The organism is Flagellimonas marina (assembly GCF_042651185.1).
GTDB classification, from domain to species: domain Bacteria; phylum Bacteroidota; class Bacteroidia; order Flavobacteriales; family Flavobacteriaceae; genus Flagellimonas; species Flagellimonas marina.
This window is the reverse complement of sequence record NZ_JBHSCL010000004.1, coordinates 407,808-431,072: the sequence shown is the minus strand read 5'-3', so window position 1 is coordinate 431,072 and position 23,265 is coordinate 407,808. Positions and strand designations below refer to the sequence as shown.

Sequence of the window (23,265 nt, the reverse complement as noted above, 5' to 3'; positions counted from 1 at the left end):
TCCTTATTTGTATCTTAACCACTTGACCAGTTCTTTGTAGGTAGGTTTTTTGCCGTACATTAAAATTCCCACCTTATATATTCGTGAAGCCAGCGACACAATTCCCAAGAAAGTCAAAATGAGCAGTGCAATAGATGACAGAAACTGCCACAAAGGCACTCCCCCTTCCCCTATTCCCCCAGGTAGGCGCATGAGCATTACAATAGGTGAAGTTAAGGGAAATAACGAAAATCCAACAGCAATAGGACCATGTGGATTACTAAAAACTGAAAAGAAACCAACGTAGATGGCTAACATCAGTGGTAATATTATGGGAAAAATAAACTGTTGTGTATCGGTTTCATTGTCCACTGCCGCGCCTATGGCCGCATAAATGGAGCTATAAATCAAATAGCCCAAAATAAAGTAAATAAAAAATGAAATAATCAACAAAGCCCATGGAATGTCCAAAATTTCTTTGGCATACATTATCATATCACTATCCATTGCTGCATATTGAGTCATTCCTGGCATGGGAGTGGAGTTACCGGACAGTTCCCCCAAATCAATACCCAAAAACGTAACAGCCAATAACATGAGAACGGATGCCGAGATAAACCAAATGGTAAATTGTGTGATGCCTGCCAAGGAAGTCCCAATAATTTTCCCCAACATTAATTGAAAGGGTTTCACCGAAGAAATGATCACTTCAATAATCCTGCTCGTCTTTTCCTCGATGACGCTCCGCATTACAAAACCACCATAAATAATAATGAACATCATAATGGCATAGCCAAATCCTCCTCCAATGAAGGCCTTGATCTCATTAACGCCCTTCACACTTTTTTCGCCATCAAAAGTGGCCAATTGAAGATCAAACGGTTGCTCCACCTTGGAGAATTGGTCCGAGGAAACCCCAAGTCTTTGCAATCGGTCTTGCCGCAACTGTCTTTGGAATATTGATTCCAATTGTTGAATAATGGCCGTGTTTGGGTTGTCTTTTGTAAAGAGATAAGCCGATTTCGCCACCTGCTCCACATTTTTCTTATTGGGAAGGTGCAAAAGACCATAATACCCTAATGTATTGGTAGAATCTTTGGCTTCCTGTAAACTAATACCATCCAAATAGAGATAGGAAATTCCTTTGGCAGGCTTAAACTCATGTTGAAAGAAACTGCTTTCATTTAGCACTGAGACCACCCGAACCTCATCTGAATTTATTTTGGTGAGATAAGCAATAAGCACGATCATCCCAACGATGAGCAATGGACTCAAGATGGTCATAACAATAAAGGAACGGTTTCGAACCTTGGCCAAATACTCTCTTTTTATAATGAGACCGAGCTTATTTCCCATTGTCCTTATTATTTACGGTTTGGATAAATATATCGTTGGCCGATGGAATGGTCTCCTCAAATCGATTGACATTGGCTATTTTGGATAATTCAGCCAATACACCAGATGTCTCTTCAGTGGGCAATTGAATTTTAAAATCCAACTGATGTTCTGTATCAATATACTTTGGGGTCATTATCTGGAACCTTTCGGCCAAGGTTTTTGTGAGGGCTTCGCCATTTTGCTGAACCTGAAGTCCAACATTGAAAATATTGTTCTTGTACGCCTTTTTAATCTCGGACAACTTTCCGTCTAAAATTTTCTCAGATTTATGGATCAAGGCTATGTATTCACAAAGCTCTTCCACGGACTCCATTCTATGGGTTGAAAAAATAATGGAAGTACCTTGTTCCTTCAACTGAAGGATTTCATCTTTGATGATATTGGCATTTATGGGGTCAAATCCACTGAAAGGTTCATCAAAAATCAAGAGTTTAGGTTGATGCAGCACGGTGACGATAAACTGCACCTTTTGGGCCATTCCTTTAGAAAGTTCCTGGATTTTCTTGTTCCACCAATCACCAATGTCCAAACGATCAAACCAATATTTTAATTTGGTTTTGGCCTCAGCTTTGGATAACCCTTTTAAACGAGCAAGGTACAAAGCCTGCTCACCCACCTTCATGCTTTTGTAGAGACCGCGTTCTTCGGGCAGGTAGCCAATATGGGATATATGCTTTGGCGCCAAGGGTTCGCCATCGAACAAAATTTCACCGGAATCTTGATAAATGATTTGGTTGATAATCCGAATAAAAGAGGTTTTTCCGGCACCATTGGGACCTAAAAGGCCGTAAATGCAATTTTTGGGTATATTGAGTGAAATGTTGCTCAACGCAGTATAGTTTCCGTACGTTTTGGAAACATTTTTGGCAACAAGGATATGATCCATGTAAACTATTTTTTCAAAGATATGTAATTGGTCAAAAAAGGCAGTATCCTCTAAAAACAAAAACCCACCCTTAAAAATTTCAAGGATGGGAAAAAAATTGCTATGAAAAAGAAAATTAGATATTGGTTACCCAACATCAGTTTCAAATATACGTTTTTTATTTAAACAGAAATATTTTTATTGTTACGAGAACATGTCTTTTACCTTCTCAAAGAAGGATTTATCTGATTTTTCGGGCTTTGGAATAAAATTTTCATCGTTTTGCATCCGTTCAAAAAACTCTTTCTGCTCCTTATTTAGTTCTTTTGGAGTCCATACATTAACATGCACCAGCAAATCTCCACTACCATATCCGTTAATACTGGTGATTCCCTTACCTCGTAATCGCAATATTTTTCCTGACTGGATTCCCGGCTCCAATTTAATTCGGACCTTTCCTCCAACGGCATCTATTTCTTTGGAACAGCCCAAAACTGCTTCGGAAATGCTGACATACAAATCATAGTGAAGGTTGTCTCCTTCCCTTTTCAAGGTATCATGTTCAACGGTTTCAATGGCTACCAATAAATCTCCGGGGACTCCGTTCCCGGGAGCTCCATTACCTTTACCGGCCACCTTCAACTGCATTCCGTCCTCAACCCCTGGCGGAATTTTAATGGAAACGGTCTCTTCCTCCACTTTTAATCCTTGAGCATCGGCACCGGAAGGTCTATTATCTATGGTTTGACCCGAACCTCCACAGGTGGTACAGGTAGTTGCCGTCTGCATCCGTCCTAAAATGGTATTGGTAATTTTGGTGATTTGACCACTACCGTTGCAGGTTGGACACGTTTTATAGGTTACCCCTTCAGCCTGAACCTTTCTGCGGACCTTTACCTTCTTCTCGACTCCATTGGCTACTTCATCCAAAGTCAGTTTTACACGGATACGAAGGTTGCTTCCTTTTACCCGACGTTGTCCGCCACCGCCAAAGCCACCAAAACCGCTGAATCCGCCACCAAACGCACTGCCAAAAATATCCCCAAATTGACTGAAGATATCATCCATGTTCATTCCGCCGCCACCAAAACCACCACTACCGTCAAAAGCTGCATGGCCAAATTGATCATACTTGGCACGTTTGTCCGGGTTGCTCAATACTTCATAGGCTTCGGCCGACTTTTTGAACATCTCCTCTGCCTTGGCATCACCTGGGTTTTTATCAGGGTGGTATTCAATGGCTTTTTTCCGATAGGCCTTTTTTATTTCAGCTGCAGATGCTCCTTTTGAAACTCCCAGTATGTCGTAATAATCCTCTTTCATAAAATCTTAGTTACCAACAACTACCTTAGGGTGCCTAATGATACGGTCACCCAGTTTGAATCCTTTTTCCACCACATCGATAATCTTCCCCTTCAACTTTTTATTGGGTGCAGGTATCTGGGTGATGGCCTCATGGACTTCCGCATCAAAGGTATCGCCCTCTCCTACTTCAATTTGCTCCAATCCTTTGGCCTTTAGGGTCTCTTTAAATTTATTACTGATGAGCTCCACACCTTTGAACATTTCCTTGTCCTCGGATTTGGACAGCTCTTTCAATGCACGTTCAAAATCATCAAGAACAGGCAACAACGATACCATTACTTCCTGCCCCGCTGTTTTGAACAATTCCATTCGTTCTTTGGATGTTCTACGCTTAAAGTTTTCAAATTCAGCAAAAAGCCTCAAAAACTTATCCTTTTCTTTGGCCAAATCCTCACGCAACTGGTCTTCAACTGAAATTTCCTCCTTTTCGTCCGATGCGTTCTCTGCCTCTATATGTTCTTCGTTCAGCTCAGGATTTTCAACAGTTTGGGCATCTTGCGTTGCCTCATCCATTTCCTCAACCTTACTTTTCTTGCTCATATACGTTTTATTTTATTCTTTTTGAAGTGGCAAAAGTACTGCCAATTGTATAAAAATGTCAAAATGTCACCACAAAACATGAAAAAATCCGCCTAAGCGGATTTTATATCTATTCAACTGTACCAACAGTACTTAAACAAATTCCTTCTTTGTGGATTCCAATGCAGCAGTTTCCTTTCCTTCATTCTCAGTGTATAAGTCCTGAAACGTCACACAGATATTGGGGTATTGAAAAACAAAACCTTCGTTCTCTATTTTTTTACTACTTACCCGCTGACTGGAAAACAACAAATACGCCATTTCCCCCAGAAGCAATTTTAGGGCGAACTTAGGCACGTTGGGCATCCATAAGGGCCTATCCATAACTCTTGCCAGCTCTTTTGTCATTTTGGTATTGGTGACCGGGTTTGGAGCTACTGCATTGTAGGCACCTTTTAGATTGTTCTCCAGAATAAATACGAACATTTGGGCCAAATCTTCAATGTGTATCCAAGATTGCCATTGATCTCCACTACCCAACGGAGCCCCTATAAAATTCTTGATGGGTGCCGCCATTTGGGGTAAAGCTCCTCCTTCAGTGGATAAAACAATACCTATTCGAACTTTTGCCACATTGATATCAAACTTAGTAAAAGAATCGACTTCTGCCTCCCATTTTTTCGCCACTTCACCTACAAAGCTTTTGTCTACTTCGGTTTCGTCTTCATCATAAAACTTAGATAGAGAATTGGGGTAAATGCCTATGGCGGATGCTGAGACAAATGAGTCAACCAGTGAAATATCCACTTGCTGCATGCCCCTGTACAACGTCCGAAGACTGTTTATTCTACTGGAAAGTATTTTCTTTTTACGAAGAGGCGTCCATCGTTCGGCAATACTGGCTCCAGCCAAATTGATGATAGCACTTACATTCTTAAAACACTCCAAATCTATTTTACCCTTATTAGGGTTCCAGTAGTACCCTTGGTATGTTTCTGAATTGGATATTTTATCTTTCCGTGTAGTTAAGTAATTTACAGCAATACCTTGGTTATGTAAGACGCGCACAATTGCTTGTCCCACCAAACCAGTTGCCCCTGTTATCAACACCTTCATACAATCATTTTAATACAAAGTTACAAGTTTAAGTGGCTGTTTTTGAGGCGTTAATTTAGGTTTAACACAAATGTTTAAACTTTAGGTGATTTTAAGAGTGTGAGTGAATAAGCTATTAACACAACATTGGCAAACCCTCATTTTTTTATGGCCCGGAGCATCTCCCGCTTGCCCGGAGGTCCCGGAAGCCGTTCCACCGTAAAACCCACGGTCTGCAACGCCCTACGCACACTGCCTTTTGCCGCATAAGTCACCAAAACCCCTTCCTTTTTGAGCGCTTTGAACATTTTTTCAAAAAGTTCCTCTGTCCATAATTCAGGCTGAACACGGGCGCCAAAAGCATCAAAATAGATAAGGTTGAACAAATCGGCTTCATTTACCTCGTAAAAATCCTTCTTTTGCTTGAGCAACGAAAAGTCCTCGGAAATTAAAAGACGTTCTTCCCAAGGGGATTGATGCATTCTTGCAAATACCTTTTGATAGTCATCTGCATTGAGTTGTGTACAGTAGTCGAGTTCGTTTGCTTCATCCATAGAAACCGGAAAGGCCTCCACTCCAACATAATCTACCTTTAATTCTTTTTTTGGAGCCTCCAAAAATGTAATAAAAGCATTGAGTCCTGTTCCAAACCCAATTTCCAAAATGTGGACATGGTCCTTTTTGAATAACCTCAGTCCGCAATCAATAAAAACATGATAGGCTTCTTGAATAGCTCCGTGCTTAGAATGGTACTGCTCGTTCCAATCCTCTATGTGAATAGTTTTTGACCCGTCTCCGGTGGTAATTATCCTTCGTTTCAAACTTAATCTTTGATGAGTACGCCATCCGCTTGAAAACGAAGAATATGGGCAGGCTCCGTAATTTTTGCTATTTCTACCTCAGAAGCACCACTGTCTTTTGCATAATGCTTTTGGTCCTCAACCGACATTTCTTCTAAAAAGGCCAATCCGTTCATATAAACAGTTTTATCTGCAGCATCCTTGGGTACAAAAAAACCGTAATCTTTAAAACGCACAAAAACCTCATCGCCTGAATCCAAAGCAACGTTCATCCAACAACCTTTGGCTTGGCAGACTTCTTTAATTTTTCCAGTCATCTGCGTCATAACCGTATCGGTTATAGCAAGTTGGTCAAACACGAGTTCTTGTTTGTGAATTTCTTCTTCAATGGTGAACGTTTCACCAAAATAATTTCCTGTTATGACCTCTTGGGCCATTATCATATTTACCAAAAACAGTAAGAAAACGGTAGGAAATATGTTAAATGGTCTCATTTTTTTCAGCTTTTGAGAAATTCTTGACCAAGAATTGAAATTAGAATCATGAAATAACGAAAACTAGCGATAAATAGCTAATTTTAACCTTCCAAAAGTTTTTGATATGGAAGCAGTGATGAACAACGTAACGATCGAGAAAGCAAAAACATCTAAAATTAAAGATGTAGATTTTGACAACCTTTCCTTTGGAAGTATTTATACCGACCATATGCTCGTCTGTGATTACAAAAATGGGCAGTGGCAAGCTCCAAAAGTGGTTCCTTATCAACCCATTACCCTGGACCCGTCTTCGAAAATTTTTCATTATGGACAATCCATTTTTGAAGGCATGAAGGCGTACAAGGATGAAAGTGGCAGTGTTTGGCTGTTCAGACCCTTGGAAAATTTTAAACGCTTGAACAAATCGGCCAAAAGGATGGCCATGCCAGAACTTCCCGAATCCTATTTTATGGATGGGCTCACTACACTCTTGCAAGTAGATAGTGATTGGATTCCACAAAGTGCTGGTAGCTCCTTATATATTAGACCATTTATGTTTGCATCGGGCAATGGTTTTCATGCCTCCCCCGCTGATGAGTATAAATTCATTATCGCATTGGCTCCTTCAGGCTCCTATTTTTCCGGAAAGGTGAAGGTATTGATTGAGAAACAATATTCACGTGCAGCCAATGGAGGTGTTGGATTTGCCAAAACCGGCGGAAATTATGCAGGTCAGTTTTACCCAACACGTTTGGCAGCGGAAAAAGGGTACCAACAGGTAATTTGGACCGATGACAATAACCATGAGTATATTGAGGAGGCCGGTGCCATGAATGTCTTCGTCAGAATAAATGATATGTTGTTGACCGCTCCTACCAATGATAGAATTTTGGACGGTATCACCCGAAAAAGCATTTTGGACATTGCCAAAGATGAAGGTATAAAGACCGAGATTCGCAAAGTTTCAGTAAAAGAAGTGGTAGAAGCCGCCAAGAACGGTTCCCTAAAAGAAATGTTCGGTGCTGGTACCGCTGCGGTGGTATCTCCTATATCAGCTTTTGGTTATGAGGGGGTTGATTATGATCTTCCCGAATTGGAAGACAGTTATGCTTCGTTGTTGAAAAAACGCATTACCGATATTCAATATAATAGAGCAGAAGACAAATTTGGATGGCGACACGAAGTCGTCTAAATAAAAAAAGCACCTTATATATAAGGTGCTTTTTTTATTTATCCATTATGGTTTGAATATCTGGCTTAAAATAATTCGGTCCCTTTAAGACTTTCCCATCCTCACGATAGATAGGTTTTCCGTCAACTCCAAGCTTGCTCATGTTACTACGTTGGATTTCCTCGAAGACTTCTTCAATTTTATATTGCATTCCGTGTTCCAAGATGGTGCCGCAAAGAATGTACAGCATGTCTCCCAATGCATCGGCCACTTCAATTAAGTCACCTTCATTAGCGGCCTCCAGATACTCTTTGTTTTCTTCATCCATTAAATTGAAACGCAGTTGATTCTTTTCCGGACCTAAATCCGCAATAGGCTCTTGGGCAACACCAAGCCCAAAGGAATTGTGAAAGAGTTCTACCGCTTTTATTTTACTTTCCATTACACATATTTTGATTTAGCTTTGCGTAAAAATATAAAATATGTTCAGCACCGGGCAGTTAATTTTTGCAGCGCTTTTTGTCATAGTTTTTATTATAATCATCTCTTTATCATATAAAAAGGATAAAAAATTGCACAAAAAAAATTATAAAGGTGTGGCATGGGTGTTAATTTCTTTTGTGACTTTCATAATAATCTTGTTTTTGATCAAACACTTTCTCAAAAATTAACGCTGGCTTTGCATTCGCAACAAAAATGAAGCCTTTCACAACTAAAATGTTGCTTGAATACGTAAACTATAGGAAAAAACGTACTTTTGCTTAACATTAACCTAGCGCAACAAATGACAACATTTTTCAGCCTTCTTTTCATTTTGCTTGCAATTAATGCAATTCTGTTGATTTTTAGTGTCAATGGAGCTGGTGAAAGGTTTAAAAAACCAATTCAAAGAATTTCAGAGACCTCGATTACAAAACTTCTCCCCCGCGAAGCCTCTGAAACTGAATACAAGGAAGCAGTTTAGTTTGTACCTTTAGGGTATGAAACAGGCTTTTCTTGTTTTTTTGGGTGGGGGATTTGGCAGCGTTCTTCGCTTCTTAATTTCCAAACCCTTAAACATAGTATCCCCTAATTTCTTCTTTGGGACTTTTTTGGTAAATATTTTTGGTTGTTTACTTATTGGGCTCATTTTAGGTCTGTCCGCCCGAGGAAATGTCCTATCCACCAACAGCACTTTATTTTTGGCCACCGGCTTTTGCGGTGGGTTCACCACATTCTCTGCGTTTGCTTTTGAAAAACACTTTCTTTTAAGAAACAGCGAACTCCTACATTTCTCCATTTATATGATTTCCAGCATTGTCGTAGGTATTTTGGCAGTGGTTTTGGGATTATGGCTCTCTAAGCTGGGAGAATAGTTATAATTTTCATTTTCGTAGTTAATTTTTGTTAAAATCTAAACAAAAATCACCAAAATCATTGATTTTGGTGAGAAATCATAATGCGTATAACGTAAGTGCTAAGAAAAAATCAAAAAATTTTTAACAAACCATACTTTAAAATCAGATACCCCTAAAATATGAGGGGTATTTTTTTTATAACGATAAAAATCTAATCAATACCCTCCTATTTTATAAGGTCTTGATTGAATTAATCTATATTTGGGACATCAATTAACTACTTAATTATGAAAAAAGTCGAGGCAATTATTAGAAAATCCAAATTTGATGAGGTGAAAAAAGCCCTCCATCAAATTGAGGTTAATTTCTTCAGCTACTGGGATGTAACCGGAGTTGGGAATGAGAAACAAGGGCATGTGTATCGAGGTATTTCTTATAGTACTAGTGATATACAGCGAAGGTATTTGGTTATCGTGGTATCCGATGACTTTCTGGACAAAACTGTAAATGTATTATTGGACACAGCAAGCACAGGTAATGTGGGAGATGGAAAAATTTTCGTCTCAGATGTGATTCAAGCATACAGAATAAGGACCAAGGAAAGCGGAAGTGCTGGAATCAACTAAAGTATAACCAAAAACTTAAAAACTTAGATTATGATTGTACAAGAACAAGAAGCGATAGATAAAGCCGTTGAAGCAATCACCGGCGATATGGGTGCTTTGTGGATTACCATAGCAGCCGTTTTGGTATTCTTCATGCAAGCAGGGTTCACTCTATTGGAAATAGGATTTACCCGCAGTAAGAATACAGGTAACATTATTATGAAGAACGTAATGGACCTCGCCGTAGGTTCCGTAATGTTCTGGGCCGTTGGATATGCTATTATGTATGGCAGCGATTTAGTTGGTGGTGGATTTTTCCGCAGCAGTCCAAGTGATCAGGGCTACCTATTTTTTAGTGCCGATGATTGGTATAACCTATTCTTCCAAACGGTTTTCTGTGCTACAGCTGCAACCATTGTTTCTGGAGCCATCGCTGGAAGAACAAAATTTTCAACGTATTTAATTTTCTCAGCAGTATTGACTACTCTCATTTACCCAATCTCAGGTAGCTGGTACTGGCCTTTTGATGACGATGCTTGGTTAAATGTTGCCGGGTTCGTTGATTTTGCCGGTTCTTCCGTGGTACACGCCGTAGGTGGTGCTGCTGCTTTGGTAGCTGCCATATTGGTGGGCCCGCGAATTGGAAAATATGTGGATGGAAAAGCACAGGCTATTCCTGGTCACAATATGGCTTTTGGCGCCTTGGGTGTGTTCATCCTTTGGTTGGGATGGTTCGGATTTAACGGAGGATCTCAATTGGCTTGGGGTGGAAGTGATACCGTTGGCGCAACCAGCGTAATCATCAACACTAACCTAGCTGCTGCTATTGGTGCCATAGGAGCCCTATTCTTTACATGGGCAAAATATGGTAAGGCTGATATTTCCATGACCTTGAACGGAGCCCTGGCCGGGTTGGTAGGTATAACCGCCGGTTGTGGTGCTGTTAACGCATGGGGCGCGTTGGCCATAGGACTTCTATGTGGTATTGTAGTGGTATTGTCCATCGAGTTCATTGATAAGAAATTGAAAATCGATGATCCTGTGGGTGCCATTTCCGTACACGGTGTATGTGGTTTCCTAGGAACTGTATTGATCGGACTATTTGCTTTGGATGGTGGATTGTTCTACGGAGGAGGAGCAAAACTCCTTTGGGTACAGACTTACGGCTCCCTGTCCTACATTCTATGGGCAGCCGCTGCTTCATTCATTGTATTGTTCATCTTGAAGAAAACCATCGGACTTCGCGTTTCTGAAAAAGAAGAAGTTGAAGGATTGGATATTCATGAGCACGGAATTGAAGCTTATCCTGAGCACATTTCCCAAGACAAATAAAAATTCAAACACAACTCATTATAAAAGGAAACGGAGCGTTTGGCAGAACGCTCCGTTAAATAACCTTTTCAAACACAACTCACTAGTAAACATCACCGTCCTAAAACAAGGACAACTTAAAATGATTATGATATGAAAACGATTATAAAAACAAATTTCGTAAAAAATTTAGCTTTCGCCGCATTGGCATTGATTTCTGTTAGTGCTTTTGCACAGGAAGAGGAAGAAACTCCAAAATTTAGTTTCAGCGGTTCCGTTGATGCCTATTATAGAACTAATTTAACGGCCCCTAACGGAGAGGATGCCATAGCACCTGGGTCTTCTTTTGCCAATCTTGATGGTTTTGCCCTTGGTATGGCCAACATAATTGGAGCTTATGAAGGTGAAAAAGTAGGTTTTGTTGCTGATTTGGTCTTTGGCCCTAGAGGTACGGACGCTATTTTTGCTTCTCCCATGTATTCTGCAACCGGTGACATTGTTAACCAATTGTACGTGTACTGGAATGTAAGTGATGCTGTAACGTTGACATTTGGTAACTTCAATACGTTCTTGGGATACGAAGTTATTTCTCCCGTAGCCAACTTTAACTACAGCACCTCTTATCTATTCTCCTATGGTCCTTTTAGCCACACTGGTTTAAAAGCTGATTTTGATTTGGGAAGCGATTGGTCTGCTATGTTAGCCGTTATGAATCCAACTGATTTGACCGAATTGAACGGAACTGGCGATTATGCCGTAGGTGCTCAACTAGGGTACTCAGGACAATTCTTGAACTTCTTGTACAGCCAAGGTGGATTTGAAGTAGATTATACAGGTGGATTTGATGTTTCGGAAGATTTCTTCTTGGGAATCAATGCCGCCCACTTTAGCCAAGAAGATGATGGAGGAAGCTTTACAGGTGTTGCCCTTTACCCACAATTGGCCACTTCTGAAAATTTTACTATTGGTCTAAGAGGTGAATATTTTATGACCGGTGATTTCTTTGGTGATGCTGCTGGAATTGGTTCAGACGCTGATGGAGATGGAAGCGTTTTTGCCGTCACTCTAACAGGTAGTGCAACTATCGGAGATTTAATTCTTAAGCCAGAAATTCGTTTGGATAGCTCTGCTGAAGATGCATTCATTGACAATGACATGGACCCAACCGGAAGCTTGGCCTCTGTATTGTTTGCTGCAATCTACTCTTTCTAGGCCCAAGAAATTTAAATTTTAATGCTAATAGAAAGCCTTACTCCTTCGGGATTAAGGCTTTTTTAGTCTTTTAAAAAGTTTTTCACTCCTGCTCTCACATTAGTTCTCAAATAATTTTGCCTTGGCACTAGAGGGCAGGAGTACTTTTTATTATACACACAATACGGATTGTAGGCCTTATTAAAGTCAATGACCAAGGTATCGCCCTCGGGAATGGTCAAATCAATATAACGCCCACCACCATAGGTTTCATTTCCGTTGGTCTCATCCAAAAAGGGTAAAAACAGATAATCTTCATATTCGTCCTGATCCAACAAATCCAAACTTTGGTATACTTCCAATTGATGTTCGGCCCCATTCAACGTAAAATGGGCAATGCCGTAGACCACTTCCTCTGTTTTTCGTTCAGTTGTAGTGGGATTTAAAAAGGGTACCGCATCTGGAGTGCGCACAAATCTAGCCTTGACCACATAGGACGTATCCGGCTCAAAAAAATCCAGGCTCTCAAAATCCTTACGAAATCTATCCGGTAACGGAGAGGTTACAGGGTCTTTGAAACTTTCGTTTTGTTCATTCTGATACACTAAAATATCGGCAATCAATTCAGATTCCGGTTGCTCTGCTGCTGTTTCATCATGATACTTCTTCCCTCTTCCGCAGGAGAGCATTATCAAAACTAAAATCAAAAATGGATATTTCATGCGCGTGATTTTACAACAAAATTAGTAGAAATCATTCTTAATGCTACCTTAGCAACATGATGATGAAAAAAGCACTCCTATTTAGTTGCCTTGCACTCCTTTCTGCCTGTTCAGAAAAGAAAACAGCCGATGAGCCCACCAAAACTGTTGCGCGAACGTTGTCCAACATACAACCCAACCGTTACAACACGGCATTTTTGATAATGGATGGCGTCTTCAACACCGAATTCACTGCTCCTTTTGATATTTTTCAACACACCCAATACCGGGAAGGCATCAAGGCCATGAATACCTTTACCGTGGCCAATACATTGGAGCCTATCACCACTTTTGAAGGGGTTAGAATCCTCCCTGACTTTGATTACACCCAAGATTCCATCCCTGATATTGATATTTTGGTCGTCCCCAGTGCGGAGCATCATTTGGATTCAGATTTACAGGATACCCTTATGCTGAATTTTGTGAAAAAAGTGGCCAAAGACGCCCTTTTTGTCACTTCGCATTGCGATGGTGCCTTTGTTTTGGCCAAAGCTGGACTCTTGGACGAAGTAGCTTCCACTACGTTTCCAAGCGATATTTCAACTTACAGGAAGATGTTCCCCCAACTGAACGTTAAGGATAGTGTGCTATTTGTGCACGATGGCAAATACATCACTTCCGCAGGCGGAGCCAAAAGTTTTGAGGCTGCTCTTTATCTCTGCGAGTATTTATACGGTAAAGAAATTACAGAATCCATCGCTGGCGGATTGGTCATCGACTGGAATTTGAGCGATGTTCCTAAATTTATTGCTCAATAATTTCGTATCGGGAATCCTCAAGGTATTTTTCAACTACTTTATTGAACTCTGGCGTGATACGTAACAGGGCAGTGTCTTCCAAATTGTACAACTTGTCCTTATCCTTAAACCCCCGTTTGAGGGCCTCTTCCAAATAAAACAAGGCCGTTCCAAAGTCCTCGTTCTTGGCGCTCAGAGAAATCGTTTTCAGGTAAAACTCAAAATCATCAGGATCCAAGATGGTCTTGAGCATATATAAAAAGGCCAAAGCATCCTCATCAATCATCTGACCAGACTTCACTAGAGCAATATTGTCCTCCGCCAAAGCATTCAAGAAGCCCACTAGACGATGACCCATTTCCTGTTCATGGATATTGGAACCATTAATCAACTTATCCAACTCATCCATCTGGTAGTTCCACCACCCCAAATTCTTAAAGTTATGGGCAAACATATCTTCCTCCATGTCGTACTGATAATTCTCCTTCATCAATATTTCCTTGGAAAAAGCTGCATTCTCAGCACGGCGCATAGCTCTAAACTGTTTGTCCCTACGCAATTCTTTTTGTACTTCTCGAAGAGAATCCAGATTCTTGTGGGCGCCATACATGGACATCATTTCTCCCATGTATTGTTCGGCCCAAATCAACTCACCCGAATTTTTCAAGAGATTTACTTTGGCCAAATCTTCATTAAAGGCATTTTCCACATACATGGAATCTTTGGGAATCAATTTTCTGCCCATGGCGGCCAAGGTGAACAGTTGTAGTCCTTTTTGTAGATAGGCGACATCTGGCCAGGCACTATTTTGATCATGTAACAATACTTGATTGGGAAATTTATACCGATCCAACAATTTCTCGTCATCCAGCATGGTGGTATAGTTGTAATCCTTTTTACCGACCATACCAATGAAATGGAATGGACGTCTCACATTCAATAGGTCGGTATTGGTCAAGGATGCTCCCATGGAAATGACACCATTTATCCCTTTAATAAAAATCGGCACCAGACCTGCAAAACGCCCCCCAGCGGAAGCACCTGCAGTATACACCCGCCCCGCTTGAATTGGCAATATATTTACTATTTCTTCCAACACATTGTTGGTCATAATCATATTGGTGGTCAATGATACCGTGTCCTTCACCTTTGGTGCCGCCAAAATATAGCCCTCCTCCTCGGCAGGACCCACAAATATGGAAACTGCCTGTCTTTCTCTGCCCTCCATGTCGAAAATAAGAAGTAAAGGCCATTTTTTATCCGTAGTAAAATCACGGGGCAAGTACAAGGAATAAGCACTGGATAAGGAATCTTGAACAGCAATGGAGTCCATAATCTCTCCCTTTTTAAGTACCCTTTGTTGTGCCGAAGTCGAAGCCAAACAAACCAGGGAGAGAAAAAATAGTAGATGTGTTTTTTTCATAATTCTTTCATAGCAAAAATCTGGCCAAAACAATTCTTTGTTCCAGTCCCCTAAAGTTAATGGATTTTTACTTGCTTTTAATTCCACTCTTTATGGGCGCGTGGGCAACCACGTTTGATAATACAATGTGGGTTCTGCACTCGCCATAGACAATAAGCTCATCGATAAACTTTTCCAAGTGGGATTGATCCCGAAGCACCACCTCCATAATTATGTTCTCGTTCCCAGTAATTCGATAACAATTAACCACTTCTTCCAGTGATTTCACCTTATCCAAAAAGGGTTTCAGTTTCCCCATGAAGGCCCGCAACATGATAATCGCCTTAAACTGATGTCCTGCTTTCACATAAGAGATTTTGGCCCCATAACCTTCAATAATTCCAAGGTCCTCCATCTTCTTTACCCGTTCGGCTACAGCGGGCGGCGTAAGGCCCACTTCTCGGCCAATATGGGAAAAAGATTCCCTTGCATTCTTTTGCAAATGACCCAGTATTTGCCAATTCAGTGCATCTATCTTCATATTAAAAGAAATTACACATTAAAATTTTAATTTTAAAGGTATAATCTATTTTTCAATTTCAAAACAAAAGTTGAAATATTCAATTCATATGTAATTTTAGTATTCAAAATTGCTTTGAAAACATGGAGAGAAACTCTCTAAATTCTTTGGTCGTTTACCGCAAATCGTTGGCCCTTCGCGATATGAGCGAAGCTGTGGCCGCTTATTTCTCGCACAATCGGGAAAAATTGTCGTGGCGAAAAATTGATAGTTTTCGTGATGACATCACTGCATCCTTGATGAATGATGCTTCCCTAATCACAAAAGAGATAGAGCAAGCAGCGTTAAGCAATTCCTATTCTGTTCGGATGCGAAGCTTGACCTTCATCAATATAATGACCCGAAATATTTTGGCCTATTGCAATGGTTTGGAGCGTGATGGTGTCAAAGAAAAAGAGTATCTGAACCTACTCCGAAGGGAAATCAAAATCTTCAGAACTTCCTTTAAAAAATGGAGAAAGTCATTTCACAACAGAAACGATTAAGCTCTTTTTACATATTTCTTCTGTACTGTCCTCCAACTTCGAATAGGGCCTTTGTGATTTGCCCCAATGAACAATATTTGGTCACTTCCATCAACTTCTCAAAGATATTTTCATTGTTGATGGCCGTTTGCTGCAATTCTTTTAACTGCTTTTCGGCTCTTTCTTTTTCTCGCTGATGCAGATTTAGAAGGGTCTTGATTTGATTTTTCTTTTCTTCTTCTGTCGCCCGAATGACCTCCGCAGGTAAAATGGTCGGAGAACCTTTTGAGCTTAAAAAAGTATTCACCCCAATGATTGGATAATCCCCCGAATGCTTTAAAGTCTCATAATGTAAACTTTCTTCCTGTATTTTGGAGCGCTGGTACATGGTTTCCATGGCGCCTAACACACCACCGCGTTCCGTGATTCGGTCAAACTCCAACAAAACTGCTTCTTCCACCAAATCGGTAAGCTCCTCAATAATGAATGAACCTTGAATGGGGTTTTCATTTTTGGCCAACCCCAACTCCTTATTAATGATCAATTGAATGGCCATCGCCCTCCTCACCGATTCTTCTGTTGGTGTGGTTATAGCTTCATCATAAGCATTGGTGTGCAAGGAATTACAATTGTCATAGATGGCATACAGTGCCTGTAAAGTCGTTCGGATATCATTAAAATCAATTTCTTGGGCGTGCAAGCTTCTACCCGAAGTTTGAATATGATATTTCAACATTTGTGCCCTTGGGTCGGCCCCATACTTTTCTTTGAGAGCCTTGGACCAAATTCTTCGTGCCACCCTACCGATAACGGCATACTCAGGATCAACCCCATTGGAAAAAAAGAAGGACAGGTTCGGACCAAATTTATTAATGTCCATGCCCCGACTCAAATAGTACTCCACATACGTAAAACCATTGGAAAGGGTGAACGCCAATTGCGTAATGGGATTCGCCCCCGCCTCAGCGATGTGGTAACCCGATATGGAGACAGAGTAAAAATTCCGGACTTGCTGTTCAATGAAATATTCCTGCACATCTCCCATCAACTTCAAAGCAAATTCTGTTGAAAAAATACAGGTGTTTTGTGCTTGGTCCTCTTTTAAAATATCAGCTTGCACGGTACCTCGAACTTGATTTAGGGTTTCGGCCTTGATTTTGGTATAGGTCTCTTCAGATAATACCTGATCACCCGTAACACCCAGAAGCATAAGTCCCAATCCATTATTCCCTTCGGGAAGCTCTCCGTAATATACTGGTCGAGTTGTCTTTTTTTCTTTAAAAAGTGCTTTAATTTTTTCCTCGACTTTTTTCTCCAAGCCATTTTCTTGGATATACTTCTCGCAGTTTTGGTCAATGGCCGCATTCATAAAAAAGGCCAAAAGCATGGGCGCAGGACCATTGATAGTCATACTCACCGAAGTCATTGGGTTGCTCAAGTCAAACCCCGAATACAATTTTTTGGCGTCATCCAAACAACAAATGGACACCCCAGCATTTCCAATTTTGCCGTAAATATCCGGTCTATGGTCTGGGTCACTTCCATAAAGGGTAACCGAATCAAATGCGGTGGACAGTCTTTTGGCCGGCATATCCAAACTCACGTAGTGAAATCGTCGGTTGGTGCGTTCCGGACCTCCTTCACCGGCGAACATTCGGGTTGGGTCCTCCCCTTCCCTTTTGAACGGGTACAATCCAGCTGTGTATGGAAACTCCCCCGGGACATTTTCTTGTAAAATCCACTGGAGAATATCACCCCACGCCTTGTATTTGGGCAATGCCACTTTGGGTATCTGGCTATGGGACAACGATTCCGTGTGGGTTTTAATATTCACCTCTCTATCGCGTACTTTAAACGAGTACACATCAGATTTATACCGATTTACTTTTTCTTTCCATTTTAAAAGGGTGTCCCAATGCTGGGGCAGCAAATTGATTTTGATTTTATCAAATTCCTTAACCAATAGACTGATCAACTCTTTTTCTTCGGCATTTTTGGCTTTGGAAAAAACCGTATCCTCATTCAAACCGGACTTATCCAAGAGTTGTTCCTCAGCCTTCCCTGAATCCAGTTGTAAAATTGAAGAAATGGTCAAGAAAATACCATACAACTGTTGTGCAATTTTGGATTGTTCTTTAGCCTTGTCATCATAAGACCTGTTGTTTTCAGCTATTTCGGATAAATATCGTGTTCGCGAAGGTGGAATGACAAAGATTTTCTCCGCCATTTCCTCACTAACTTCAAAAGTGGAGACCAATTTGGAGTTTGCTTTTTCCACCAGCGTATCCATCACTTTTCGGTATAGGTTGTTCATCCCCGGGTCATTGAATTGCGAAGCAATCGTACCATAAATAGGCAACTCATCCTCATTTGCGTGCCACAATCCATGGTTCCGTGCGTACTGTTTTTTTACATCTCTAAGCGCATCCAAAGCTCCCCTTTTATCAAACTTGTTGATGGCCACCAAATCCGCAAAATCCAGCATATCAATTTTCTCCAATTGGGTTGCCGCGCCAAACTCGGGTGTCATTACATACAGTGAAACATCGCTATGTTCCAGGATTTCGGTATCGGATTGCCCTATTCCCGAAGTCTCCAAAATAATTAGGTCATAATTAGCCGATTTGAGCACTTGAACAGCTTCGGAAACATGTTTGGACAAGGCCAAATTGGATTGTCGGGTTGCCAACGAGCGCATGTACACCCTTTCATTGTTAATGGAATTCATACGGATGCGGTCTCCTAACAATGCACCTCCCGTTTTTCGTTTAGAGGGGTCTACGGATATAATGCCCACATGCTTTTTGGGAAAATCAATCAAAAAACGGCGTACGAGTTCATCCACCAAACTGGATTTTCCAGCACCGCCGGTACCTGTAATTCCAAGCACGGGAACCTCTTTTTCCAAGCTGCTTATCGCATCTACATACTTTTCGAATTCCTCGTGTCGGTTTTCAGCAAGGGAAATCAAACGGGCAACAGTATTGGAGTCTTTTTCAGGCAGCAAACCTTCCAACCTTTCGTCTTTAGGTATTTGCAAATTGGGAACGGCAGTATCGCATCGTTCCACCAAATCATTGATCATCCCCTGCAACCCCATTTCACGGCCATCATCTGGAGAATAAATCCGTTCGATGCCATACTCCATCAGCTCCCTTATCTCCTCAGGAAGGATAACCCCGCCACCACCACCAAAAATTTTGATGTGGCCTGCACCTCTCTCCTTCAGCAAATCGAACATATACCTGAAATATTCGTTGTGCCCCCCTTGGTAAGAGGTCATGGCAATGGCGTTGGCGTCTTCTTGAATGGCACAATCCACCACCTCCGCTACGCTCCTATCGTGCCCCAAATGAATCACCTCAACCCCAGTGGCTTGGATAATACGTCTCATAATATTAATGGCAGCGTCATGACCATCAAAGAGTGAGGCAGCTGTCACTATCCTTATTTTATGTTTGGGCTTGTAAGGCTTCTGTTGTTCCATTTGCAATAAAAGGTCTGTTTTCGCCATGCAATTTACAGAAAATGCAAGTCAAATTCGATTTTGTTCAGGATATTACAAAAAATTCAAAAACCTTGGCCTTCCTTTTTTGAATGCCCTAATTTTACGCGGCCAAAAATATAGTATGAAGCTTACCATTCTCATCCATTGTCCTGACCAATCCGGTATTATACGATCTGTAACCACTTTTGTGCATCAGCAAGAGGGCAATGTGGTTTATTTAGATCAACATGTAGACAAGCAGGTGGGTGTATTTTTCATGCGATTGGAGAGTGAGTTTGAAAAAAAAGTTTCTTTGGAGGCTTTTAAAAAAGGATTTGAACAAGAATTGGCGCAACAGTTTCAGATGGAGTGGGATATTTATTTGGGTGCCTACCGACCCAAAATGGCCATCTTTGTATCGAAATATAACCATTGCCTATATGATTTGTTGAGTCGATACAATTCTGAGGAACTTTCTGTGGACATTCCTTTTATTTTGAGCAATCATAGAGATTTGGAATATGTCGCGGAACAGTTTCAGATTCCATTCTATCATGTACCCGTTACCAAAGATACCCGAGAAGAAGCAGAGGAGAAACAACTGGAATTGCTCAAAAAACACGAGGTGGACTTCATTGTATTGGCCCGATACATGCAGATTGTGTCCCCTAAGCTGATTGACGTGTATCCGCAGAAAATCATCAATATCCACCATTCTTTCCTTCCGGCTTTTGTGGGTGCCAAACCTTACCATGCTGCCTTTGAGCGTGGTGTGAAAATTATTGGGGCCACTAGTCATTATGTGACCTCAGAACTGGATGCCGGACCCATTATTGAACAGGACGTGACGGCAGTTTCGCATTCACACTCCATTAAAGACTTCATAGCCAAAGGAAGGGATTTAGAGCGGATTGTACTTTCGCGGGCCGTGCAGCTCCATGTGGCCCGTAAAACCATGGTCTATAATAACAAGACCGTTATTTTCTCTTAATTATATCGAATAAAAAAGCAATTTTTTACCGTTTCTACCTAAATTTCAGTCGAACTATAAAAAATTCACCATGAAACGAACACTGCTATTGGTATTGGTTTTTCAACTGGTTGCTTGTACAGAACTGCAACAAGTAGTGAACCAATTGCCCCAAGGCCCCACTGGAATTGGTAATGCTGAAATTGCCCAAGGACTGAGAGAAGCATTGAATATGGGCATTGAAAAACAAGTGAACAAACTGGCCTTGGAAAATGGCTTCTTTAGAAATGAATTGGTTAAAATTCTCCTTCCGGAGGAACTTCAGAAAGTAGACAAAACCCTACGTGATGTGGGCCTTGGCAATTTGGCCGATGAAGGTCTCCGAATCATCAACCGAGCGGCGGAAGATGCTGTTGGCGAGGCCACTCCCATTTTTGTCGATGCCGTAAAGGGAATCACTTTTAATGACGCGCGCCAAATTCTTTTGGGAAGCAATAATGCGGCAACTCAATATTTGGAGAATTCAACAAAGACCCAACTGTACAACAAGTTCAATCCTATCATTAAAAATTCATTTCAAAAAGTTGGTGCCGACCAAATCTGGAGCAACATCATTACCCGGTACAACAACCTTCCACTTACCAATGATGTCAACCCTGATTTAACGGACTATACCACCAATCAAGCGCTTGAAGGCGTCTATACCATGATAGCCGTGGAAGAGCAAGAAATCCGCACAAAAATTTCTTCACGAACAACAGATTTGTTAAAAAAAGTGTTTGCTCTTCAAGATTAATCATAATTTTTTCAGAATAGTGCAATAAGTTGAAAATCTTATCGTTATAAAATCAATTAATCGAGACAATTATAACAAATTCCTAAAGTTAAATTAACCTTGACCTGAAGGTTAAACAGGAATTTTGTCACAGAAATTATCTGAGTTAGCATTTTTTTGAGTTAGTTAGTTTAAACCGGTGTTCGCACCGGTTTTTTTGTTGTAGAAAATGCTATTGTGGCTTGTAAAGTCCATCAAATGCAGTAGTGGCTTCTTCGCCTTGGAGCACTTCCCAATGTTGCCTCACGGTTCCATCGTCATTTTTGGTCCAAGTAATACGGTTTCTGTAGGTTTTGCCATCATCTCTTGTAAATTCATCTGAAGTTAAAATCATCTGGTTACCCTCCCGATTTCCTTTGAGCTTTAGATGTGCCCCTGTATTATCTACCCATAACTGTTCCCATTGGTTCGTTTGTGAATTGTAGAAGTTCAAGCTGGTTCCAGTATACCCTGGAGTTGCACTGGTCCAGTTTTCGCGAATAACACAACCATCTTCTTCCCTGCTTATCTTACTCGTCCCGGCTGCAGCCCCATTGGTTAAACTGGTTACTTCCCAATCCCCTATCCAAAAGTCGAAAGCTTTCTGATTCTCTGAACAGCAATTACAGCTTGAACTATCTTGACCATTCACCAACGCAAAGGCGAACAAAGCAGACATCAATAAAAGTTTTTTCATCTCATACCATTTGCGCCTTGCCAAGCACAAGGCCATTCTTTTAAAAGTACGTTAATTTTTCATATGCAAATAGTAAGGTTGCGGTGAAAAAGGCAGCGATACTGTTAATTTTTAGATAAATAACCTGATTTCTAGACGTATACCCCACTATCGCATAATCCATCGCTCACTTTTCAACGTATCTTTGGTATAACAAATCTTGAGTTATGAACAATCAATATTGTAGAGTAGGAACAGTAACTCCAATCACTAGCGGAAGCCAAGCGATTACCATTTTGGAGTTCAGATATAAAAATTTTATTGAGAAAGCGGCCAACGTATCCAATGCCGATACGCACTTGGTTGAATTTTTCAAGCGAAAGGCACAGAGCATCAAAAAAGTATTGGAAAGCTTGGGATAGATCAGTTGTGGATTTTTTCCAATTGAATCTCCATTTCAGCTTGAATTTTTTGGGCCTCTTTCGTAGCAGCTTCTGCAAAGTCATCGCCGGTTGAAGCGTACAGTATTCCGCGGGATGAATTGACCAACAGACCTACATTTTTGGTCATTCCGTAGGCACAGACTTCCTGCAAGCTGCCACCTTGTGCACCTACCCCCGGAACCAATAGAAAACTTTCCGGAACTATTTCCCGTATTTCTTTTAGATACGTTGCTTTTGTAGCGCCTACAACATACATTAATCGTTCGGCATTTTTGTAGGTTTTGGAAACCTTTAGTACTTCTTTGTAGAGCTCAACCCCTTCTATTTCTTTTGTTTGAAAGTCGAAAGCTCCTTCATTGGAGGTCAATGCCAATAAGATGGTGTGCTTGCCCTCAAATTCCAAAAAAGGTTCTACAGAATCCTTGCCCATATATGGAGCAATTGTAATTGAATCAAAACTGAGCGCTTCAAAAAAAGCCTTTGCATACCGTGTGGAAGTGTTACCAATATCGCCTCGTTTTGCGTCTGCAATCGTGAAGATTTCTGGGTACTTTTCATTTAAATAAGCCATTGTACGTTCCAAAGAGTTCCAACCTTGCAAACCATAGGCCTCATAAAACGCAATGTTTGGTTTGTAGGCCACACAAAAGGGATGGGTAGCATCAATAATCGCCTTGTTAAAAGCGAAAATAGGGTCTTCTTCCTGTAAAAGGTGTTTTGGAATTTTCTCTAAATCGGTATCCAAACCGACACAGAGAAAGGACTTTTTCTGACTAATTTGCTCAATGAGTTTTGTTATCTCCATTGATTGATTTTAAG

At 40.9% G+C, this 23,265-nt stretch carries 24 protein-coding genes; 10 read left to right on the top strand and 14 right to left on the bottom strand.

Going from position 1 to position 23,265, the window contains the following annotated elements:
• Positions 1-3 precede the first annotated feature (3 nt).
• The 7 genes from ACFOWS_RS05425 to ACFOWS_RS05395 form a co-directional block, all read right to left on the bottom strand.
• Complete coding sequence (locus ACFOWS_RS05425) at positions 4-1,335, bottom strand: ABC transporter permease (protein ID WP_379762937.1); 1,332 nt, start codon at positions 1,333-1,335, stop codon at positions 4-6.
• A complete protein-coding gene (locus tag ACFOWS_RS05420) occupies positions 1,325-2,263 on the bottom strand; it encodes an ABC transporter ATP-binding protein (protein ID WP_379762936.1) in 939 nt (312 codons plus the stop codon). Before ACFOWS_RS05420 ends, ACFOWS_RS05425 begins: the two co-directional genes overlap by 11 nt.
• 183 nt (positions 2,264-2,446) lie before the next feature.
• Positions 2,447-3,565 (bottom strand): molecular chaperone DnaJ, encoded by a 1,119-nt coding sequence (gene dnaJ / locus ACFOWS_RS05415; RefSeq protein ID WP_379762935.1) that lies wholly within the window; start codon positions 3,563-3,565, stop codon positions 2,447-2,449.
• A gap of 6 nt (positions 3,566-3,571) precedes the next feature.
• Complete coding sequence (locus ACFOWS_RS05410; RefSeq protein WP_366587641.1) at positions 3,572-4,147, bottom strand: nucleotide exchange factor GrpE; 576 nt, start codon at positions 4,145-4,147, stop codon at positions 3,572-3,574.
• A gap of 132 nt (positions 4,148-4,279) precedes the next feature.
• The gene (locus ACFOWS_RS05405) at positions 4,280-5,242 is read right to left on the bottom strand and encodes a TIGR01777 family oxidoreductase (RefSeq protein WP_379762934.1); all 963 of its coding nucleotides are present in this window, start codon (positions 5,240-5,242) and stop codon (positions 4,280-4,282) included.
• A gap of 137 nt (positions 5,243-5,379) precedes the next feature.
• Positions 5,380-6,042, bottom strand: a complete 663-nt coding sequence (mnmD, locus tag ACFOWS_RS05400; RefSeq protein ID WP_379762933.1) for a tRNA (5-methylaminomethyl-2-thiouridine)(34)-methyltransferase MnmD — start codon at positions 6,040-6,042, stop codon at positions 5,380-5,382.
• 2 nt (positions 6,043-6,044) lie between these two features.
• Complete coding sequence (locus ACFOWS_RS05395; protein ID WP_379762932.1) at positions 6,045-6,515, bottom strand: DUF4920 domain-containing protein; 471 nt, start codon at positions 6,513-6,515, stop codon at positions 6,045-6,047.
• 106 nt (positions 6,516-6,621) lie between these two features.
• Between ACFOWS_RS05395 and ACFOWS_RS05390 the strand changes: the two genes are divergently transcribed.
• Positions 6,622-7,689, top strand: coding sequence for a branched-chain amino acid aminotransferase (locus ACFOWS_RS05390; RefSeq protein WP_379762931.1), 1,068 nt, complete (start codon positions 6,622-6,624; stop codon positions 7,687-7,689).
• Positions 7,690-7,723: 34 nt separating this feature from the next.
• On the opposite strand, the gene ACFOWS_RS05385 is transcribed toward ACFOWS_RS05390, so the two are convergent.
• Positions 7,724-8,110, bottom strand: a complete 387-nt coding sequence (locus ACFOWS_RS05385) for a pyrophosphohydrolase domain-containing protein (RefSeq protein WP_379762930.1) — start codon at positions 8,108-8,110, stop codon at positions 7,724-7,726.
• Positions 8,111-8,648: 538 nt separating this feature from the next.
• Between ACFOWS_RS05385 and crcB the strand changes: the two genes are divergently transcribed.
• The 4 genes from crcB to ACFOWS_RS05365 all read left to right on the top strand — a co-directional run bounded on the left by crcB (position 8,649) and on the right by ACFOWS_RS05365 (position 12,133).
• Positions 8,649-9,023 (top strand): fluoride efflux transporter CrcB, encoded by a 375-nt coding sequence (crcB, locus tag ACFOWS_RS05380; protein ID WP_379762929.1) that lies wholly within the window; start codon positions 8,649-8,651, stop codon positions 9,021-9,023.
• Positions 9,024-9,292: 269 nt separating this feature from the next.
• Positions 9,293-9,631 carry a P-II family nitrogen regulator gene (locus ACFOWS_RS05375; RefSeq protein ID WP_067037582.1) on the top strand — a complete coding sequence of 113 codons (339 nt, stop codon included), beginning with the start codon at positions 9,293-9,295 and terminating at the stop codon, positions 9,629-9,631.
• A gap of 30 nt (positions 9,632-9,661) precedes the next feature.
• Positions 9,662-10,942, top strand: coding sequence for an ammonium transporter (locus tag ACFOWS_RS05370; protein ID WP_366587621.1), 1,281 nt, complete (start codon positions 9,662-9,664; stop codon positions 10,940-10,942).
• 132 nt (positions 10,943-11,074) lie between these two features.
• A complete protein-coding gene (locus ACFOWS_RS05365; protein WP_366587619.1) occupies positions 11,075-12,133 on the top strand; it encodes an outer membrane beta-barrel protein in 1,059 nt (352 codons plus the stop codon).
• Positions 12,134-12,195: 62 nt separating this feature from the next.
• Here ACFOWS_RS05365 and ACFOWS_RS05360 read toward each other — a convergent pair whose 3' ends face one another.
• Positions 12,196-12,834: a DUF1684 domain-containing protein gene (locus tag ACFOWS_RS05360; protein ID WP_379762928.1), complete on the bottom strand. Its 639-nt coding sequence runs from the start codon at positions 12,832-12,834 to the stop codon at positions 12,196-12,198.
• Between the two features lie 62 nt (positions 12,835-12,896).
• On the opposite strand from ACFOWS_RS05360, the gene ACFOWS_RS05355 reads away from it, so the two are divergent.
• Positions 12,897-13,631, top strand: coding sequence for a DJ-1/PfpI family protein (locus tag ACFOWS_RS05355; RefSeq protein WP_379764480.1), 735 nt, complete (start codon positions 12,897-12,899; stop codon positions 13,629-13,631).
• Here the strand turns inward: ACFOWS_RS05355 and ACFOWS_RS05350 are convergent.
• Complete coding sequence (locus ACFOWS_RS05350; RefSeq protein ID WP_379762927.1) at positions 13,618-15,033, bottom strand: alpha/beta hydrolase; 1,416 nt, start codon at positions 15,031-15,033, stop codon at positions 13,618-13,620. The two genes, ACFOWS_RS05355 and ACFOWS_RS05350, sit on opposite strands and share 14 nt — an antisense overlap.
• 67 nt (positions 15,034-15,100) lie before the next feature.
• A complete protein-coding gene (locus tag ACFOWS_RS05345; protein WP_366587613.1) occupies positions 15,101-15,553 on the bottom strand; it encodes an Lrp/AsnC family transcriptional regulator in 453 nt (150 codons plus the stop codon).
• A 122-nt stretch (positions 15,554-15,675) separates the two neighbouring features.
• Here ACFOWS_RS05345 and ACFOWS_RS05340 point away from each other — a divergent pair, with 122 nt between their 5' ends.
• The gene (locus ACFOWS_RS05340; RefSeq protein ID WP_366587611.1) at positions 15,676-16,077 is read left to right on the top strand and encodes a hypothetical protein; all 402 of its coding nucleotides are present in this window, start codon (positions 15,676-15,678) and stop codon (positions 16,075-16,077) included.
• 7 nt (positions 16,078-16,084) lie between these two features.
• On the opposite strand, the gene ACFOWS_RS05335 is transcribed toward ACFOWS_RS05340, so the two are convergent.
• Positions 16,085-19,543: a methylmalonyl-CoA mutase family protein gene (locus ACFOWS_RS05335; protein ID WP_379764478.1), complete on the bottom strand. Its 3,459-nt coding sequence runs from the start codon at positions 19,541-19,543 to the stop codon at positions 16,085-16,087.
• Positions 19,544-19,685: 142 nt separating this feature from the next.
• Between ACFOWS_RS05335 and purU the strand changes: the two genes are divergently transcribed.
• Both purU and ACFOWS_RS05325 read left to right on the top strand, forming a co-directional pair.
• Positions 19,686-20,534 (top strand): formyltetrahydrofolate deformylase, encoded by an 849-nt coding sequence (gene purU / locus ACFOWS_RS05330; protein ID WP_379762926.1) that lies wholly within the window; start codon positions 19,686-19,688, stop codon positions 20,532-20,534.
• Positions 20,535-20,604: 70 nt separating this feature from the next.
• Positions 20,605-21,309 carry a DUF4197 domain-containing protein gene (locus ACFOWS_RS05325; protein ID WP_379762924.1) on the top strand — a complete coding sequence of 235 codons (705 nt, stop codon included), beginning with the start codon at positions 20,605-20,607 and terminating at the stop codon, positions 21,307-21,309.
• Between the two features lie 211 nt (positions 21,310-21,520).
• Here the strand turns inward: ACFOWS_RS05325 and ACFOWS_RS05320 are convergent, their stop codons facing one another.
• Positions 21,521-22,024, bottom strand: coding sequence for a hypothetical protein (locus ACFOWS_RS05320; protein WP_379762923.1), 504 nt, complete (start codon positions 22,022-22,024; stop codon positions 21,521-21,523).
• Between the two features lie 206 nt (positions 22,025-22,230).
• Here ACFOWS_RS05320 and ACFOWS_RS05315 point away from each other — a divergent pair, with 206 nt between their 5' ends.
• Positions 22,231-22,425 (top strand): hypothetical protein, encoded by a 195-nt coding sequence (locus ACFOWS_RS05315; protein WP_366587603.1) that lies wholly within the window; start codon positions 22,231-22,233, stop codon positions 22,423-22,425.
• Between the two features lies 1 nt (position 22,426).
• Here ACFOWS_RS05315 and pyrF read toward each other — a convergent pair whose 3' ends face one another.
• Positions 22,427-23,251 carry an orotidine-5'-phosphate decarboxylase gene (gene pyrF, locus ACFOWS_RS05310; protein WP_379762922.1) on the bottom strand — a complete coding sequence of 275 codons (825 nt, stop codon included), beginning with the start codon at positions 23,249-23,251 and terminating at the stop codon, positions 22,427-22,429.
• Positions 23,252-23,265: the final 14 nt, after the last annotated feature.